The organism is Methylocystis rosea (genome assembly GCF_003855495.1).
GTDB lineage: Bacteria > Pseudomonadota > Alphaproteobacteria > Rhizobiales > Beijerinckiaceae > Methylocystis > Methylocystis rosea_A.
On the sequence record NZ_CP034088.1, the window covers coordinates 174,029 to 190,961 of the forward strand.

Below are 16,933 nucleotides of genomic sequence, written 5' to 3' on the forward strand. Positions count from 1 at the left end.
GCCTCCCGCCGCAGAAGGCGGCGAGAGGCGACGAAATGAGCTCGATTCTGGGAGTTTTTCGCATTCCCTCCCGCGCCGCGCCGTCGTTCGTCAGGAGGTCCAAACGCGGCCGCGGCGCGAGAATCTTGAGCCTTACGCGCCGGTCAGCAGTTCGACGCCTTCCTTGCCGATGACACGATGGATGTTCAGCAGGAGTTGGATCACGACCCCGAACACGCCGAGCGCCATCCAGCCGAAGAACACGAAGCCCCAATGCAGCGGCGCAACGAACAGCTCTTCCATAAACCAGAACGTGTGGCCCCACTCATTCAGGCCAACGTTCGGAATGATCATGAAGGGTCCGATCGAGACGATCAGATAGGCAATCGAATAGCCCTTCGAGAAGTAGGGGATTCGCGTCTTCGCATGGAAGAAGCAGCCGATCGCCATGATCGAGTAGATCGGATAGCTCATGTAGAACTCGATGATGTGCGACGGGGTGAAGTCCGTGTCGCGAATCACCGTCATGTGCCACGTGCCGTCCTGCTCGGTGAAGAAAGACGCGCCCCAATAGATCGCCGCCGCATAGACGACGAGCCAGGCTGCATTGTCGGCGATGGCCTTCATCTCCTGACGCGGCGTCACGGTCGACATGTCACGCACGCGCGTCTTCCAGAGCCAGCCGGCGAGGCCGATGCCTGAGATGAGCTCCAGCGGAATTTCCGTCCACAGAATGCTCATCCAATAGGTCTGGAACTCCGGCGCGAATGAATCGAGGCCAGCCCGCCAGCCGTAAATCTGCTCGTATATGCGCACGATCAGATAGAACCCGTTCAGAACGGCGAGCCCGATCCACATTCCCCTTAGGTCGACAACTTTTTCCACTTCTGCACGGGACCGGCCCGCAACTTCTGTTGTCACACTCATTTTTCATCCTCCGATTGATCCGGGCGGTCTTGGTTCCTCCCGTGAGGGAAATGTGCTCGACCTTGAGATCGATTACAGCTAGTCTCGTTTGACAATAAGAATACCGGGCTTGCCATCGAGTTTGCCAAACTCGAGACAAAGTCTGCCAAACGTCAGGGCGTCGCAATGGATGTTGTTGTCCTTGGCTATCGCGATTGCATCGGGTCTGCGTTTCTGGGTCCCTATGACATGCTTACGATGAGTCTTCGGATGCTCACGAAGCCAGGTAGACCGCTGCCGTTTGAACTCGTTACCGCGAGCTTTAATGGCGCGCCTTTTGATGACGGAAACCGTAGGCGGCAGGAGGTAGATAAGGGCCTTGATTCGATCAAGTCTTGCAGCGCTGTCATCGTCCCAGCTTACATATGTGATGGTAATAATCGTCTGTCACTCTCTATCGAAATTGGTGCAATCGCGGCCTGGTTGAGGCATCAACATGCGCTTGGCGCAATTGTGTGCGCCTCCTGCAACGGGGTCTTCATTCTTGGCGAGGCTGGGCTACTTGATGGTCGCCGTTGCACAACAACGTGGTGGCGGCACGATGATTTGAAGGCCAATTATCCACGCGCACAGGTCGCGTGGGGTGCGTCTCTTATTGAAGAAAATCGTGTTGTAACTGCGGGCGGGCCGCTTTCATGGATCGACCTTTCGCTCCACGTCATTCGCTCTCTTTGCGGTGGTGACGCCGCGAAAGAGGCTGCAGATTTCACGGTTGTTGACACGACGCCATCAACTCAAACCATTTATGTCCCTCCCGGACATTTGGCAGCGTCCAACCGGTTCTTGCTTGAAGCTGAGAGGGTGGTTCGCCAGGCCGGTGATGCACCGCTAACAGCCCGGCAACTCGCAGTTGCGCTCAATTCCTCAGAGAGGACGCTCCACAGACGCCTTAAAGAAACCTCAGGAGAAACTCCGAAAGGCTTCATCGATCGAGTACGTTTTGAAATCACTCGAACGCTGCTCGAGACGACTGCACATTCCGTTAAAGAGTTGTCGCAGACCTCAGGATACTCAGATCAAACTAGCTTTCGCCGCGCATTTCAGCGTTATTCTGGAATGACCCCAGGTGCCTATAGGGCATGGATAAAAGCGCGCCGAGGGACTGCGTGAAACGTGTACTCGTGATTCATTCGGTGAGGTTTGTAGTGATGATGACAGGCCCCTCTCGCCTCCCGCCGAGAGATATGACCTTATTTGCACGCGAACAAAGCAGACCGGAGCGCCCACGTCGCTAAACGAGCCCCTCTCAGCGGGCACATTGTGCTCGAGCGGAAGAAGTTCGAACATAGGCGTGGCTCATGCTGGAGGGTGACTGTGGCAGCACACGCATTCGACGCTTACGGAACTGTCTTTGACGTGCGTTCCGTGACAGTCAAGCCAGAAAAAATTGCGAATCATTAGCTGCCTCCCTCTCCGAAGCCCCGAGTCAGAAATTCGAACCGATGGGACTCTTTATGGGTCCGGAGCCTAAGTTTGTCGATTGCGACTCTGGGTACGGTAAGCCCCAGGCGTCATGCCGGAGTATCGATAAAATGCTCGTCGAAAGCTCGCTGCATCCGAATACCCAGAGCTTGCAGCCAGTTGCTTCAGCGAGCATTTTGTCGTCTCAAGTAGCATTCGAGCGGTTTCGAAGCGCACGCGATCAATAAATTGCTTTGGCGTCTCGCTGGTCGCCTCTTTTAGCCGCCGATTCAAAGTCCGACTCGACATGCCAAGTGCGCGTGCGAGGTCTTGAGCTGTCATAGGGTCCTCTCCAGCTAGCCGGACGACGTGCTCCGCTTCAAGCAAGAAGGCGTTCGCCGCAGCAAAATGACTAAGTGGAGCATATACCGAGCGCGTCGAGGGGGCCGTGTCGACGACCGCGAAATCAGCAGCTATCTTTGCAGCATCTCCACCACACAGCGAACGAATGACATGCAAACACAAGTCAACCCACGATAAAGGCCCGCCCGACGTTACTATCCTCTCGTCCTCGATGAGCGGAGCGCCCCATATAGCGTCGGCTCGCGGATAGCGGCTTTTCAATTCATCGTGACGCCACCACGTGGTTGTGCAACGGCGACCATCAAGTAACCCAGCTTCGCCAAGAATAAACACGCCGCTACACGAAGCGCATACCAAAGCACCAAGTGCATGTTGACGGCGAAGCCACGCGGCCAATGTACCAATCTGCGGCGTTGACAGGAAGTCAGCATTGTCGTCGCATAGATAGCCAGGTACCACTATCGCGCTTGACGCCTTGATCGCAGTGACGCTCTTTTCTACACTTAGAGCGCGCCCGCTACTATCTTCAAATGGCTTGCCATTAAAACTCGCCGTCAAAGTCTTGAAAGGCTGACGGTTGTCCTCTTTGCTGATCATTAGCGAGCTGAGCTTCAGCATATCGACTGAGCCAACGAATCCGGCTCCTAGGCAGCCGTTGAAGCCGAGCACGACAATTTCCATAGCCAGCCTGCTTGGGGTCAGCACAGCGCCGCCCCCGACACCAATTCCGCCTCCGGTTTACTGGTCCGGCGTTGACGCTCGTTCATTTGGTCATCGGTTGGGGAGTTTTTCAACCAAGATCTCAATTTTTTCTATTGATGGAGGCTTCTCCAGGAGATCCGGAGCGTTCGCCATTAGTGCTTTGGCTACTCCTCCAGAGAGATGGGCCTCGCGCCCCTTCTCGTCCGGAAAGGTATCGAAAATACCAAACCTTGACAGGCTCATCTGGATTGCAAACCAGCTGGCGGTATTTGGTTCTGCCTCGACGAGTGGCAGCGCGTCTCTCAAGAAGGTAGCTAATTGCTTCTCTTTTCCCACCTTGGCTTCAAGAGCAACAAACAATCCTGGCTTAGTCATTGGACTTTCTCCTTAGCTTGATCTGGATTACAGCGGTCAGCGCCGACAGGACGTGAAGCCTCCGTCACGTGACATTGCCTGTACGCCCCAAGAAACTCCCGAATCGAAAAGAAAGTGAGGACCCCGGCTGTCGCCATGGTAGAGCCAAGTAGAAAGCTATTGCCTCCGACACCGGCGCTTTCATCTGCTATAGCTGCACTTGCAACGTAAAATGCGGTGACCCATATCGCCACGATCCAGATTGCAACAGCTATCGCGTATAGGACATTTCCATTGAGCCGCTGGCTCTTAGCGCCTGTTTGCATAGTAATACTCTCACCCGCTCTCGCTCGTGATGAGCTATGTTGCACAGATTTAACGAAGGCTTGATCACCCACAGGGGGCCAAGTTTGCCAAAATTGGCTTCAAGTGTGCCATGCGCCCATGCTTGTGTTGAGCCGCCCTCTTCTGCCTCGTCATCCATAACAATCGAGGGTATGAGCGCCTTTAAGCGCCAGGCCCATGAATACTTGTCCGAGCCTTCGGGCTCGTCGAGCGAGAAGATGCGGCGAGCGTCGGTGTGCGGTTCAGGTGGGCTGACTTTTCAAAGGTCAAACAGACCGACAGCTAGGCTCAGGACCTATCAATTTTGATTGAGGCGCGATTCAAAGTCTCCGAGATGGAGGCTTTGATGAATGATTTGTTTTTTGCTCAGCGCGCGCCAGATGGCACGGATATCGCCGTATTTTCCGTTGGCGCACGGAGTGCGGCGGGTTGACGATCGTCGGGTAGTCAGCTGAATCGTCTATGTGATCAAGCATGGTCTGCAACGGATGGATGCGCCCAAAGACTGTGGGCCGCACAAGACTCTCTTCAACCGGTTCATCCGCTAGCGGCTCGGGGTCTTCGACCGCATCTTCGCGGCGGTCGTCGGCGAACGCCCCAAGTCCAAGCGCATCATGATCGACTCGACGCATCTGAAGGCGCATCGCTCCCCCGCAAGCCTTTTAAAAAAGGGTTCTTTCCCGTTGGGAAGATCAGCTTGATGCTCTGTGGACAGACCTTCTGATGTTTTGGAACGCCGACGGCACAATTGAGGCTGCGCGTGTCGAGCCCATGCCGGAACGGGGCGATGGCCTATGTCGCGCGGGACCCGTTGCAGGTGTTGCAGGCTTCCGCGCATGGCGTCGCTAATGTCGTCGCCTTCCTCGCCGATATCACCATTAACGGCGTGAACGTGCTCGCCTCTTAATGGACGAGAAGGACGTGCCTTCGATCGATCTTTACTGAGCGCCTTCGGGCGCTCCTTTTTTGTCTGCTGTGCGCGCGGCTTCTGACGCCTTGACTCGTTAGCAAAGCCGCGCTTCCCTTCCCCGATATTTGAGGGGGATCACACGCGGATCATCGCCGTTTTATTTGCGCTTCTTCCGTCGCTAGCTTTTGCCGATGACATCACGCCGGACAGCTTCGCTAACCGGCTCAAGGCCGACGCGCTGAAGCTCACCGTCAACAGCATGCTGGCGCAAAGCAATACGCTCTACATTCAAGGGACGCCCACAGGCGATCCAATTCCTATTGCCGCTCGCATTGCATACACTATTGAAAATAATTCAGGCATGCCTCTGAGCTTGGCCGTTAAGCGCAGGGGCATCTCAGCTGGTCCTTGCTCAGAGGTCGAAAGCGGCTCGGGGCTCGAACTATTCGATGACGCACTGGCGATCCAGTTGCAGCGCAACAAATCGTATCGCGATCGTGTCATGCGCTTCGTTCCCGACAAGGCGCGCGTGTCAGGAACGATCGTGATGGAAAACACGAGCTGCAAGCCGAGTGACGTTTCGGGCATGACGACCGTGCCCGTTACGATCACCGTCATGGTCGCGAACGAAAACAATTTTCTCGCGGTCCCATTGCAGACGGATGCGCGCCTAACCGTGCGCGGCAATTAGAAACGTTTCCCACCGTCGGTAGCATGACGAGCACCGATCCATACAGTATCCTCGGCGTCGCGCGATCTGCGACGGCCGTGGAGATCAAGGCGGCGTATCGGCTGCTCGCGCACGAGCGACACCCCGACAAGAAGAGCGGATCGCACGAAGCATTCGTCCAACTGACCGCAGCCTATGAGTACGCGCTCGCCCGATGCGGACGGCCGGCGGGCTCTTCCGCGAGCACTTCCCCACCGCCACGGCAGGAATCCTTTGACGAGTTCATGGCGCGCACGTATCGGCACTGGGAGCGCTCCTCCCAGGAGCGAGAGGAATATTTTCGGCGAACGCATGCACATGCGCCATTCCGGCTTTTGTGGTGGCGTCTATCTCACGACTTGCTCGCCGCCGCGCACGACCTGGCAAAGCTTCTCCGTCGTAAATCATAATAGAACGCACCGCGTCTGATCGCGACGATCCTCGACGAGGCGCGACAGGCCCCGACGAGCCATCACATGTCGTGACCTGTCGCTCACCGCTGGTTTAAAGAGGATAGTCGCGCGCAGGATCGATCCCGGCGTCCGTCAGGAATTTGCGCAGGGCGGCAATTTCGTCTTTTGGAAGGCTATGATGGACGTCGTGGAATCCATGGGAAAAGCCGCTCAGCGTCACCAATAAATGGTTGTGCCGAGTACGAGTTATTTCAGCTCCCAGCTCTTCCAACATTGACTTGACGATCTTTGGATCGATGTTGCTACTCATTGGATGCGCGAACAAGGCGTGCAGAATTGTCCGATGCTTATGGTTCATTTATTGAACTTCCCGCTCATCTCAAAGGTCTATCATTTCGCACGGTGCACGCAGCTGCGACAACGAGACTTGCCCTTTGCATCTGAACCATCCCGGGGTTCTGGTTTATTTCGCCGGAACCGGGATCGCCGAACCTTTGCCTTCCGGCGCGCTGGCGGGCAGCAGTTCGAAGGTCAGAAGTTCGACCGGAGCTGCGCCAGTGTTGCTCGATTCATGGGCGACCGAGCCGGTCTCTGCGAAACAATCGCCCGCCCTGTAAATGGTCGGCGTTCCGCCGAGCGTATAGGTCATCTCCCCGGAAAGGACGCAGCGCAGCCCCGGCCCGAGGTGAAGATGCGCATGCATGTAGCCCCCTGGGTCGATGGTCGTCTGCGTCACGCGGATACGGTACTTGCCGTTGAGCTCGGCGAGTTGGCCAAGGTCCGAGAGTTCAGCTTTGATTTTCTGGTGAAAGCCTTTGATCTCTACTTCGTCCGCCTTGGCGCTGGCCGAGGCGGCAAGGAACAAGATGGCGAAAGCGACGACGAAGTTCAACATAGACGCCTCCAAATGCGCGCGCCACAATCGTCGCGCAAAGCTCTCCTCGGTTTCAGTCTTCGGCAGCTTAACGTTGGTCGTCGCTAAGTCCGCGGCGGGCGCGTGGCTTGAAACAGCGACTGGCGGGCAGCGCCGCATCATAATTGTGGAGTCTTCGTTTTCAACACTTCAGCTTGAGCTCCGCCTTCGCAGCAATCACCCACAACGCCGTGCTTTGCTAGTCTAGATGCCCATACCCGCAGCCAATTTGTCATAAATTTTAAAAATCGGCGCTCACTTACACGCCACTGTCACTTCTTCATATTGTGGCCGCAACCCGAGCTGACCCTGAGTCTGTCATTTATGTCGCCTAAAGGTGTCAGATGGGTCAACCTCGCTTGCTCCCCCAAAAGGTCGAAGACCTAATCGGCGAACAGCTCCGCGCCATGTACGGTGACATCCTTGGTGAGCCGCTTCCAGATCGGTTTCTTGATCTCCTGGAGAGGCTAGAAACGGACAGGGTCTTGGTTTTCGGCGTCCCGGACCGCCAAAAAAAGCGCGACGCCTCAATAAATAGTCCAAAGGAGCGGGGTTTATTCAGCCGATTCGTCCGTCAACAGCTGAGGGCGGGCTAAGCGGAAAATCATGAAAGCGCTTCAGGCATAGGCCCTTTAGGCGAAAAATCGCCAGCAGAATCGACGCCGCCGAAATTCATGTGTCCGCCGAGTGTCGCTTACCGCGGCGGCGTCAATCCAGCGCCTGCTACTCGCGGGGACCTCAGAGGAGTTGCAAACTGTGCGGGTGGCGCAATCCTGCTTGTCGCAAGAAGGAATCACGACGCAGTTGCCTGAGCGCACGCGAGATTTACTCGCGTGCGAGTATTTGTCTTGCGCCCTCCAATCAGGATTGCTTCGGAGGCTGGCCGGCCTGGATTTCGATTGTCTTGGCGGCGCTAGCGGCTTCGGCAGGTTTCTTGACGGTGACGTGGAGAACGCCCTTGTCTAAATGCGCCTCCACGGCTCCGTCAGCGGGAGTGAATGGCAAGGACATTGAGCGATAGAACGAGCCGTAGCTGCGCTCCTCGACGTGCCACTCCTTCTCGTCCCTTTGGCTTTCTTCTTTTTTCTCGCCGGCGATGGTGAGCCGGTTGCCTTCTAAGCCTACTTTAATGTCTTTTTCTTCGACGCCGGGAAGTTCGGCCGTCACCTCGATGGCGTTAACCGTTTCGGCGACGTTAATCGCAGGCGCTTTCGCTCCGACACTCAGGGTCGGAAGACCGGTATCGAAGATACGAAACGCATCTTCCATCTCGCGTCGGAGCGAACGAAAGGGGTCTATGTCCTGACGGGACCACAGGCTCGGCAATCTCATTGTGCTCTCCTAGGATATGCGAACGCCAATGCCCGCTCCCAAGCTGTCAATCAGCATTGAACCGGGACCCCAGATCGGCGCCGAAAAGGGACCCCTTTTCAGGCGTGCGTTTTGTGCCGTAGTCGGCGTGACGGAGGGAGGGCGTAGCCCGACCGGAGTTACGCCGACTACGGCAGCGGCCTGGGCGGCGCGTCGGCCTCAGGCGCGGTTTTCGAAGCGCCAGCTTTCGTTGCCGGTTTCGACGATGTCGCAGTGATGGGTGAGGCGGTCGAGGAGAGCGGTCGTCATCTTGGCGTCGCCGAAGACGCTGGGCCATTCGCCGAAGGCGAGATTGGTTGTGACGATCACTGAGGTGCGCTCATAGAGCCGGCTGACGAGGTGGAAGAGGAGTTGGCCAGAGCGTCGGCGGCTCCTGTCGGGAATGGTTCGCCAAGGCGCTGTCCTCCGAATGGAAGAAGGCCAAGGCGTCTCGCCTGCGCGAGGAAAGCAACGTCGGCCTTCCGGTCCGTTCCTGCGTTGCCGACCGGCCTGCGCCGCGCATGCCCCTATGCCGCCTCTACACCACGCATTCCGGCCGCCTCGCCGGATCATTCGCGGCCTGAACTTCAAGAGGGACCGCATGATAAGCGGCCGGGAAGAGATCTCGCGAACCCCACTCCCGGCCTGACCACAACGCAAACGGAGCTTCACATCATGGCTAAACTGTCTCATACACCATCGCGGCGGGCCATGCTCGCCGGCCTCGCCGCTGCGCCCGTCGCAGGGCTTCCTGCCATTGCTGGCGTCGTCGCGGACGATGATCCGCTGCTTGAGGCTCTCGCAGAATACGAGCGCCTGCACGCGATCGAACGGACTGCTTGGGAAGCCGTGGCGGACGCCGCGCCCACGAGCAATAGGCTCCCGGAAGTTGTCTTTAATGGCAATCGCGTCTTCAGCATTCTCCATCTCGAAACCATGCGCGAAAGCAGCATGGGAATGACAGACGAAGAAATAGACGACACGATTGCGCGCCTCCGCAAAGGCAACGCCACAATGCGTGCTGAAGCCGCCGGCCTTGAGCCAGAATACCAGAACGCGCGCGCCGTTCTAGAAGCCCACAACGCATATGCGCAGAATGCCGAGACGAGCGAGGTATTAGATGCGGAGTCGGCCGCGCAGAAGGCGCAAGATAATGCGAACTGAAGCGCAGCGGGCGGTCTTCGAATCCACACCGACGACGCTCGCGGGCGCCTTACGGCTGCTCCGTCGCCTCGCTGACTTTCTCGACGAAGACGACGTGGTCAATGACATGCTTGTCGGCGACATGATCGGCGACTCCGTCCGCAACGCCGTCGCGGTGTTAGAGCGGGAAGCGCAGTCATGAGCTTCGACAACGACAACGCCTCCGCGGCGCCGCTCTTTATCGAATTGCGCCCCGGCATGCGCAAGGCGCTCGCCGACGCCGTGGACGCGTTCTTGAACCTGTTGGACCAGATCGACGCCGTCCGGACCAGGCGCACTGGGCCGAAGGAGCTAGCGACGACCGCGAGGACGAAAGCGAGCTGCTTGAGCCGACCGGCGATGAGGAGCCAACGCTCGGCGCGACGACCGCCGTCAATCAGCAACATGCTTGGGCCGCGTCTCGCGTGGCCGATGCGGTCGACGAAGCCGAGCCGTCGCTCGGCTGGACGGGCCATGGGAGCGGCCATCCCGAGATGGCGCTGCGCGGCTATGACGACGATCGGGAGAGGACTACAGGGCCGCGCGACGAAGAAGAGGACGACAGCGACAAAGGAGAGCTGGACGGCGACTATATGGACTCTTGGTTCAATTCGCCGCACCTGCCAGGCGGCAATGGCACGGTGCGGAGACCATGCCGATGACTGACCTGAGCAACGTCAAGGCGCGGCCATGCGAACGTCTCGGCGCATCGTCGAGAGCGCCGAGCGCTGCGCCATCAAGGCGGACGATTTGCGGAGAAGGCTGAGGCCGTGACTTACGACCGCACCGCGATCATGCGGGACGCCCACAAGCGATTCCGAGACGGCAAGCGCCTCGGGCTCGGCTGGACGTTCGGGGCAATGCTTGGCCACGGCATGGGCGGCTTCGAAAGATCGGCGCAAGGCTCATGCCCGGGGATTTGCGGCGTAGGCTTCGAGCCCTACATCATCCCGAGCGCCGAAATTCGTCGTCGGCGCAACAGAACGCCCCGCCGTGGATGAAACGGCGGGTTTTGCTGTTTGGGTTATTTCTGCGCCGCTTCCAGATGCGTCAACGCCTCTTCGGCGTGTCCGGTCGCAGCTTTGGCGTCCTTTTTATTGCCTTCCGTAATTGACGCCTTCAGATGGGTAATTCCTTCCTTGGTGTGCTCATTCTTCTTCGCTTTTTCCGCCGCTTCAGCGTGTTTAAGCGCGGCTTCGGCGTGCGTCACCAACACATCCGCATGACCTTGTTTGCCGTGGTCGATCGCTTCCTTGGTGTGGCTAATCGCCTCGGCCAAATGATCCTCGGCGAGCGCGACGCGGGGCGCTACGAAGGCCGCGACTCCAAGACCCAGCGCGAGTACAAAAATTCTGCGGTTCATTGAAATATCCTCCCACTAGCCATTCCTCGGAAGGGAATGCCGGCAGGATCATAATCCACAATTTGCGGGAGTCGATTGTGGCGATTGACGCGGCGGCAAGATACGCGAAGGAGTATTAGAGTTCGGCATCTAGCTGCCTTAAAGGGTCAGCCAGGGAGGCGATGATGTTCAAAAATATTCTTGTCGCGATCGATCTCACCGAATCTGAGATGACCAAGCAGGCGATCGACAAAGCGGCAGCGCTCGCCAGGGCTTTCAATAGCGAACTCAGGCTGGTCAATGTGCAGACGCTTATTCCCATTGCCTTCCTCGACTACGTCAAGGGAAATTTCGACAAGGATATTCGGCAAGGCCTTGAGAAGGAGATCGCGGCCCTAGCGGCTAGCATCGATCATCCGACCGGCCGAATCTCGACCGTTGTGCTGTTCGGTCCCGTCTATCAAAAGGTTCTGGCGGAGGCCGAGGAGTGGGGCGCCGAAGTCATCGTCGTAGGCTCCCACCGGCCAGGAATGGATCGGTTTCTCATTGGCTCCAACGCCGGCGCCATCGTACACCACGCAAAGTGCTCAGTGCTCGTCGTGCGGCAGTAGCGTCTTCGCCCCAACCGTCTTGGCGCGGGCGTTTTAATGTCGCCGGCAGCTCGTTGAGCGGACTCTTCCACTAAAGAGGCAACAAGGCCCCAGCGCATCGGGACAAGCTCATTGCCGCCAGCCGCTGGCCGGATGACTTCAATCTGCGTCGTAGGGCGATGTTGTAGCGCGGCTGGCCGATTAGGTCGGCGATGCGCTGGAACTCTTCCCAGGAGAGAGTAGACCGCTAGGGTGTGTCACCCCCGCGCCCGATATGGCGGCCAATCTGGCATCAGATGAACGTCCGGGAGCCGCAGACGGAGCAGACAAAGCGGCGCACCTCGCCAGGGCAACGAACGGCGTTCCCGGCGCCGTCCGCATGGCATCGAAGGCGACCTTGCCGTGATGGGCGCGCCTGCACAGGGACCCGCTGTCGGACCCCGTCACCGTCGCGCTAAACCTTGTATCGGAAACCGCCGCTGCCATTAGGCAGTCCGAAGAGCAAATCGGCCCATGCGCTCCAGCACTTGCCGTGCGGGAAGCGGAATTGGCCACATCGACAGGCCGCGCGGATGAAGCCGAGGCGGGCATGCAAAAAGTCGTCGACGCGATCGGTGCGTTTTTGTGTTGTCAGCCCAGCTTTGCCGCCAGCACGTCAACCTTCCCGATTTTGGGTGGCTGCGAGAAAAGCTCCGGCGCTTTCGCCATGAGCGCTTTCGCGACTTCCCCAGCAAGATGAGCGTCTCTGCCGGCTTCGTCATTGAAAACGTCGAAAATGGCGAAAGTGGTGGGTGACACTCGGATCGCGAACCACGACACTGTGCCGGGCTCTGCTTCCACGAGCGGCAGCGCCGATTTCAAGAACGCTGCAACCTCGTGCTCCTTGCCGATCTTCGCCTCCAGCGTCGCCAAGATGCCAAATTTCACCATTGCGACCTCCTCAAGACCGACGGTTTCAGGCCGTCAGTTTGCACCAAGCGTCCGCAGATGGCGGCAGCATAGCATTAACTATGGCGGCTGGTCGCGGTTGCCTGCATCGCTCCGCGCGTACGAACCGGCCCGCGCCGAGCCAAAAGTGCTCGGCGACTGGCCTTCCCACCGCACCTCCAGCCGGCCGGCGACGACCGGGCTTTTTCGTGGGCGGAGGGACGGAATCCGCTGACGTTCGCCGACGCTTATCCGGCAAATGTTGGCACGAAGCGGCGCTCGACGCAGTCTATTATCACAACTTATTGTGAGCGACCTGAGAGATGGGTGACAGTTTGTTCCGGACACATGGGTGACACCTCCCGCCAGTCTAGGCGGGAGGTGTCGAATGCCCTGGAAGGGGTGTTCGGTTATGGAAGAGCGTCTTCGGTTCGTCGCGCGTCTGCTCGACGGCGAGGCGATGAGCGATGTGTGCCGGGAGTTCGGCATCTCGCGCAAGACGGGATACAAAATCTTCGATCGTTACAAGGAGCACGGCCTCGAGGCGCTCACCGACCGCTCGCGGCGGCCGGTGCGCTACGCCAACCAGCTGCCCGAGCAGATTGAAAGCCTCATCCTGCGCTGCAAGCGTGAAAAGCCCCATTGGGGCGCGCGCAAGAATCGCGAGCTGCTGCTGCGCAAGCTCGACGGCGATTTCCGCGTCCCCGCCAACAGCACGATCCATGCGGTCTTGTGCCGGCACGGCCTCGTCAAGGCGCTCGGACGCCGCCGCCCGCGGGCGCAGGGCACGGAGCTTTCGCCCGGCCTTGCTCCCAATGATCTCTGGTGTGTGGACTTCAAGGGCGAGTTCAAGCTCGGCTCCGGACGCTACTGCTATCCGCTCACCGTCACCGATCACGCCTCGCGCTTCCTGCTGCTCTGCGAGGCGCTGGAATCGACCAGAGAGGACCCGGCGATCACCGCCTTCGGCCGGCTGTTTCGTGAGCGCGGCCTCCCCGGCGCCATCCGCTCCGACAATGGCGTTCCCTTCGCCAGCCCCAACGGCCTCTTCGGCCTCTCCAAGCTCTCCGTCTGGTGGCTGCGCCTGGGCGTCGAGATCGAGCGCATCAAGCCCGGCCATCCTCAGCAGAACGGCCGCCACGAGCGCATGCACCTGACCTTGAAGAAGGAGGCGACCCGTCCGCCCGGCATGAACAGCTTGCAGCAACAGGCCCGCTTCGACGCGTTCATCAAGGAGTTCAACGACGAAAGGCCGCACGAAGCGCTCGACATGAAGCGCCCGGCCGATGTCTATCGCCCGTCCGCCAAGCCCTATGACGGGAAATTACCGGAAATCGACTATCCGCTGCACGATCGCGACGTGATGGTCACCTCATGCGGGCGCATCTGCATGTATCGAAAGCGCGTCAACATCTCGTCCGTGCTCGCCGGTCAGCGCCTCGGAATCAAGGAAATCGACGACGGCATTTGGCTCGTCAGCTTCATGAGCTACGATCTCGGCTTCATCGATCTGGAGCAGAAAACCTTGCAACCCCTCGACAACCCCTTCGGCCCGAGGTTGTCACCCATGTCTTAGGAACAGACTGTTACCTATGTCTTCAGTCCGGACAATTGATTTTCTTGGCGCGCCAAAGGGGATTCGAACCCCTGTTTTCGCCGTGAAAGGACGACGAGCAGGCAGGGAGTTGCGAACCCTATCACCGGTCATTCCCAATGCTCTTCGAGATCCTCCTCTTCCGCGAAAAGAAGGGCGTCAAGATCGGCCTCCGGCTGCGGCCTCTCCAAAAGTCCCTCGTCTTCGAGCCGTTCGATGTCGGGGAGATCGCGCAGCGACGCGAGTCCGAAGACCTCTAGGAACTTCCTCGTCGTCACGTAGGCGAACGGCGCGCCGGGCTCCGGCGCGCGCAATGCGGCGTCGATCAGCCGATGGCGCTTGAGCGCTCCAATGACGTCGCGGCTGATTTCTCGCCCTGCAAACTGCGACAGCTCCGCGCGCGTCGCTGGCTGCAGATAGGCGATCGCCGTCACGGTGAGGAGTTCGGTCGGCGTCAGCGCTGGCGGTCCGGCGGCGTGGGCGCCGTTGTTCAGGACGCGAATGGCGTCGGCGTAGCGCGGTTTGGTGCGCAGTTGATAGCCGCCGGCGACGAGAACGAGGTCATAGGGCCTTGCCCGCAAATCTTCGCGAATGTCGCAAATCAAATCATCAAAATTGCAATCGCGCCCGACCAGTTTGGTGAGCGCGTCGCGCGTGACCGGCGACGGCGCGGCGAAGATCGCCGCTTCGACGCGCCCCATCCATTCGCGCCAGCGCATCGCCTGTGGCAGATCGGAAAGATCGGCGTCGAACAGCAAATCCCCATCGCGCCGCGGCACACGACGGTTTGGCGGCGGCGCACTGTCCTGTCGATGCGCCTTCATCGACGGCATGTCGGCATCCTTTTCATGTCACAGTCCGTAAAGTCGAAAATTGGCGCGACCGGAGAGTTCGCGCACGGCGCCAAGCGCCATCAACCGATCGAACAAACGCCGCGTGGCGCGATCGGAAAGGCCGGCCGACGTCGCCGCCCGCGTCGGCGAAACGCAATCGTCGGCGAGCAACAAATCGACGACGCGCGCCGCCTTTTTGGCGCGCAATTTTGGCGCAACGCTCAACAGTATATTGGAACGCCGCGACAGTTCTGTCGCCAGCGCGTAAGACTCTTGCGCCGCGCGCGCCATGGCGCGCGCGGCGCTCAAATCCCAATCGGCATCGCTCGGCCGTGGTCGGCGTCCGGTCGCCGTGCGCATCGATGGATGCGTGATCGTCGTCGCCAACAGCGGCAGCGGCGCCTGCCACGCGAGGCGCCGCGCCAACACAAGATCGGCGAACCACAGCGCAAAAATTTCGGCGTCGAATTGCGCCGCGTCACCGATGACGCCCAGCGCTAGCGCGCTCACGCGGGCCGCAGCATTGAGCGGATTCTCAGCTGTCGACCGCTCATCCACAAGGGCGGCGAGCGCTTCGCAATCGATGGCCGGCGGTAAATCGAGACAATCGGCCGCGACTCTCACGACGCGCGCATCGAGCCGCACAGAAGGCGTTGTGAACAGGCGCCACAGCCGATGCAGGCGGCCGCCGGGCGTCGGCGCCGCGTCGAAGCCGGCGAGATGTTCGGCGTCGCGCAGGGCGCCTTCGTCTTCGCGCAGACGCGCTATCGCGGCGCAGGCGGTTGCGGCGCGCAAGGCGAGGCGCTGCCGCAGGGCGCCGGCAAAAACGGGTTCGAGGCCTCCTTCCCCGAAGTTTTTGCCGGGGCTCGAAGCATCGGCGGCTCTTCCGTCGGCGCGCGAAACATCGGCGGAGCCGATTCCGGCGCGCGAAATATCGCCTCCGGGGCAACGCAAAAGCTGGTCGAGGCGGGCAAGACTGGCGCCGGCGGCGAAGAAGTGCGCGCTGGCCGCGTCGTGTTGAACGCCGCCGACCTTCGCCCACTGCGTGTCAGGACACATCAGAAATTGAGAAATCGGCCTGTTGAATTTCAATGCGTTACGAAACGCTGCTGATTTACGCGTATACATTTGAATTGAGAAAACGCCCGAATGATGTACAGTTGAATTGAGAATTTGCGGCTCAACCATTTCTCATGGACGCGGCCGAAAAATGAACAGCAATAATGAGAACGCGCCCTGCCCTGATGACGCCGACACGACGGGGTCCGACGACCCGCAGTGGTTAGAGGCATGTCGACGCGAGGAGGCCATCAGAGAATTGTTAGGCCGCTCCGCGGGCGACCGGCTACGAACAAGCGACGTCGAAGATGTTGCTTTGGACCTCGGGATCAGTCGCGCGACACTTTATCGCCTCGTCGCGATCTATCGCGAAACGCCCACCGTTGAGGCGCTTCAGCCGAAGCCGCGAGGCCGATCGAAAGGGGCGCTCGCTCTCGACAAATCGCGTCATAAGTTGATCCGCCAGACGATCCGGGAAGTCTATCTGAAGCCGCAGCGTCCAACGCTGACCCACCTCGTCGAACAAATCCATTTGCGTTTCGTCCAGCACGGATGGCCATTGCCAGATCGTCGAACGATCAAGACGCGCGTCGATGACATCGAGAGGCGATTGGTCGCGCGTAAACGGAAGGACAAACGCGCGATCAAAGCGACAACGCCAGTTCCGGGCGAATACAAAGCCTCCCGGCCGCTCGAGGTGGTTCAGATCGATCACACGCTCGTCGATCTCATCGTCGTTCACGAAGAGACGCGCGAACCGCTCGCACGCCCTTGGCTGACGCTGGCGATCGATGTGTTTACGCGAATGATTACGGGCTTTCATCTTTCGATGGATCCCCTTCACGGCTTTCCGTGAGCCTCTGCGTTCTCCATGGCGTTTACGACAAGACAGCCTGGTTGCAGGAACGTGAGATCGACGCGACATGGCCAGTCGCCGGCTTGCCAGAGGCCTTTCACGTCGACAATGGCGCAGATTTCAGAAGCAAGGCTTTCATTCGCGG

Annotated in this window: 21 protein-coding genes and 1 pseudogene; 11 read left to right on the top strand and 11 right to left on the bottom strand. The window is 59.2% G+C overall.

The features are described 5' to 3' along the window. Positions 1-132: 132 nt before the first annotated feature. A complete protein-coding gene (gene amoC / locus EHO51_RS20155) occupies positions 133-906 on the bottom strand; it encodes a bacterial ammonia monooxygenase, subunit AmoC (protein WP_109026919.1) in 774 nt (257 codons plus the stop codon). 165 nt (positions 907-1,071) lie between these two features. On the opposite strand from amoC, the gene EHO51_RS20160 reads away from it, so the two are divergent. After that, positions 1,072-2,055: a GlxA family transcriptional regulator gene (locus tag EHO51_RS20160; protein WP_124740579.1), complete on the top strand. Its 984-nt coding sequence runs from the start codon at positions 1,072-1,074 to the stop codon at positions 2,053-2,055. A 357-nt stretch (positions 2,056-2,412) separates the two neighbouring features. Here EHO51_RS20160 and EHO51_RS20165 read toward each other — a convergent pair whose 3' ends face one another. Both EHO51_RS20165 and EHO51_RS20170 read right to left on the bottom strand, forming a co-directional pair. Beyond that, positions 2,413-3,390, bottom strand: coding sequence for a GlxA family transcriptional regulator (locus EHO51_RS20165; RefSeq protein ID WP_109026921.1), 978 nt, complete (start codon positions 3,388-3,390; stop codon positions 2,413-2,415). A gap of 90 nt (positions 3,391-3,480) precedes the next feature. Next, complete coding sequence (locus tag EHO51_RS20170) at positions 3,481-3,786, bottom strand: putative quinol monooxygenase (protein ID WP_109026922.1); 306 nt, start codon at positions 3,784-3,786, stop codon at positions 3,481-3,483. Between the two features lie 1,493 nt (positions 3,787-5,279). Here EHO51_RS20170 and EHO51_RS20175 point away from each other — a divergent pair. Then, complete coding sequence (locus EHO51_RS20175) at positions 5,280-5,711, top strand: hypothetical protein (RefSeq protein ID WP_109026923.1); 432 nt, start codon at positions 5,280-5,282, stop codon at positions 5,709-5,711. Positions 5,712-5,734: 23 nt separating this feature from the next. Continuing rightward, positions 5,735-6,139, top strand: a complete 405-nt coding sequence (locus EHO51_RS21295) for a J domain-containing protein (RefSeq protein WP_192879626.1) — start codon at positions 5,735-5,737, stop codon at positions 6,137-6,139. Positions 6,140-6,233: 94 nt separating this feature from the next. Here EHO51_RS21295 and EHO51_RS20185 read toward each other — a convergent pair whose 3' ends face one another. Both EHO51_RS20185 and EHO51_RS20190 read right to left on the bottom strand, forming a co-directional pair. Further along, a complete protein-coding gene (locus tag EHO51_RS20185) occupies positions 6,234-6,500 on the bottom strand; it encodes a hypothetical protein (RefSeq protein WP_109026924.1) in 267 nt (88 codons plus the stop codon). 105 nt (positions 6,501-6,605) lie between these two features. Beyond that, on the bottom strand, positions 6,606-7,037 hold the full coding sequence (locus EHO51_RS20190) for a cupin domain-containing protein (RefSeq protein WP_158273655.1): 432 nt from the start codon (positions 7,035-7,037) through the stop codon (positions 6,606-6,608). A 425-nt stretch (positions 7,038-7,462) separates the two neighbouring features. On the opposite strand from EHO51_RS20190, the gene EHO51_RS20195 reads away from it, so the two are divergent. Beyond that, positions 7,463-7,651, top strand: coding sequence for a NepR family anti-sigma factor (locus EHO51_RS20195; protein WP_245435103.1), 189 nt, complete (start codon positions 7,463-7,465; stop codon positions 7,649-7,651). Positions 7,652-7,916: 265 nt separating this feature from the next. Here EHO51_RS20195 and EHO51_RS20200 read toward each other — a convergent pair whose 3' ends face one another. Both EHO51_RS20200 and EHO51_RS20205 read right to left on the bottom strand, forming a co-directional pair. Then, positions 7,917-8,387 carry an Hsp20/alpha crystallin family protein gene (locus tag EHO51_RS20200; protein ID WP_109026938.1) on the bottom strand — a complete coding sequence of 157 codons (471 nt, stop codon included), beginning with the start codon at positions 8,385-8,387 and terminating at the stop codon, positions 7,917-7,919. A gap of 198 nt (positions 8,388-8,585) precedes the next feature. Then, positions 8,586-8,783, bottom strand: a pseudogene (locus EHO51_RS20205) (ATP-binding protein); the annotation flags it as partial. A 333-nt stretch (positions 8,784-9,116) separates the two neighbouring features. Here EHO51_RS20205 and EHO51_RS20210 point away from each other — a divergent pair. From EHO51_RS20210 to EHO51_RS20225, 4 genes are all read left to right on the top strand, one after another. After that, positions 9,117-9,569 (top strand): hypothetical protein, encoded by a 453-nt coding sequence (locus EHO51_RS20210; RefSeq protein WP_109026941.1) that lies wholly within the window; start codon positions 9,117-9,119, stop codon positions 9,567-9,569. After that, complete coding sequence (locus tag EHO51_RS20215; RefSeq protein WP_109026945.1) at positions 9,559-9,750, top strand: hypothetical protein; 192 nt, start codon at positions 9,559-9,561, stop codon at positions 9,748-9,750. Before EHO51_RS20210 ends, EHO51_RS20215 begins: the two co-directional genes overlap by 11 nt. A gap of 262 nt (positions 9,751-10,012) precedes the next feature. Continuing rightward, positions 10,013-10,249, top strand: a complete 237-nt coding sequence (locus EHO51_RS20220) for a hypothetical protein (protein WP_124740580.1) — start codon at positions 10,013-10,015, stop codon at positions 10,247-10,249. A gap of 108 nt (positions 10,250-10,357) precedes the next feature. After that, positions 10,358-10,588 (top strand): hypothetical protein, encoded by a 231-nt coding sequence (locus EHO51_RS20225; RefSeq protein ID WP_124740581.1) that lies wholly within the window; start codon positions 10,358-10,360, stop codon positions 10,586-10,588. A 23-nt stretch (positions 10,589-10,611) separates the two neighbouring features. Here EHO51_RS20225 and smbP read toward each other — a convergent pair whose 3' ends face one another. After that, positions 10,612-10,950 carry a small metal-binding protein SmbP gene (gene smbP / locus EHO51_RS20230; protein WP_109026958.1) on the bottom strand — a complete coding sequence of 113 codons (339 nt, stop codon included), beginning with the start codon at positions 10,948-10,950 and terminating at the stop codon, positions 10,612-10,614. 164 nt (positions 10,951-11,114) lie between these two features. On the opposite strand from smbP, the gene EHO51_RS20235 reads away from it, so the two are divergent. Further along, positions 11,115-11,540 carry a universal stress protein gene (locus EHO51_RS20235; protein WP_109026984.1) on the top strand — a complete coding sequence of 142 codons (426 nt, stop codon included), beginning with the start codon at positions 11,115-11,117 and terminating at the stop codon, positions 11,538-11,540. Between the two features lie 609 nt (positions 11,541-12,149). Here the strand turns inward: EHO51_RS20235 and EHO51_RS20245 are convergent. Continuing rightward, positions 12,150-12,449 carry a putative quinol monooxygenase gene (locus EHO51_RS20245; protein ID WP_109026961.1) on the bottom strand — a complete coding sequence of 100 codons (300 nt, stop codon included), beginning with the start codon at positions 12,447-12,449 and terminating at the stop codon, positions 12,150-12,152. A gap of 385 nt (positions 12,450-12,834) precedes the next feature. Here EHO51_RS20245 and EHO51_RS20250 point away from each other — a divergent pair, with 385 nt between their 5' ends. Then, entirely contained in the window at positions 12,835-14,022 is a 1,188-nt protein-coding gene (locus EHO51_RS20250) for an integrase core domain-containing protein (RefSeq protein WP_109026963.1), read from the top strand. A gap of 128 nt (positions 14,023-14,150) precedes the next feature. Here the strand turns inward: EHO51_RS20250 and scpB are convergent, their stop codons facing one another. Continuing rightward, positions 14,151-14,873: an SMC-Scp complex subunit ScpB gene (gene scpB, locus EHO51_RS20255; protein WP_109026966.1), complete on the bottom strand. Its 723-nt coding sequence runs from the start codon at positions 14,871-14,873 to the stop codon at positions 14,151-14,153. Between the two features lie 18 nt (positions 14,874-14,891). Further along, complete coding sequence (locus EHO51_RS20260) at positions 14,892-15,932, bottom strand: DUF1403 family protein (protein ID WP_164479500.1); 1,041 nt, start codon at positions 15,930-15,932, stop codon at positions 14,892-14,894. Positions 15,933-16,083: 151 nt separating this feature from the next. On the opposite strand from EHO51_RS20260, the gene EHO51_RS21150 reads away from it, so the two are divergent. Continuing rightward, positions 16,084-16,788 (top strand): DNA-binding domain-containing protein, encoded by a 705-nt coding sequence (locus EHO51_RS21150; protein WP_245435105.1) that lies wholly within the window; start codon positions 16,084-16,086, stop codon positions 16,786-16,788. Positions 16,789-16,933 lie beyond the last annotated feature (145 nt).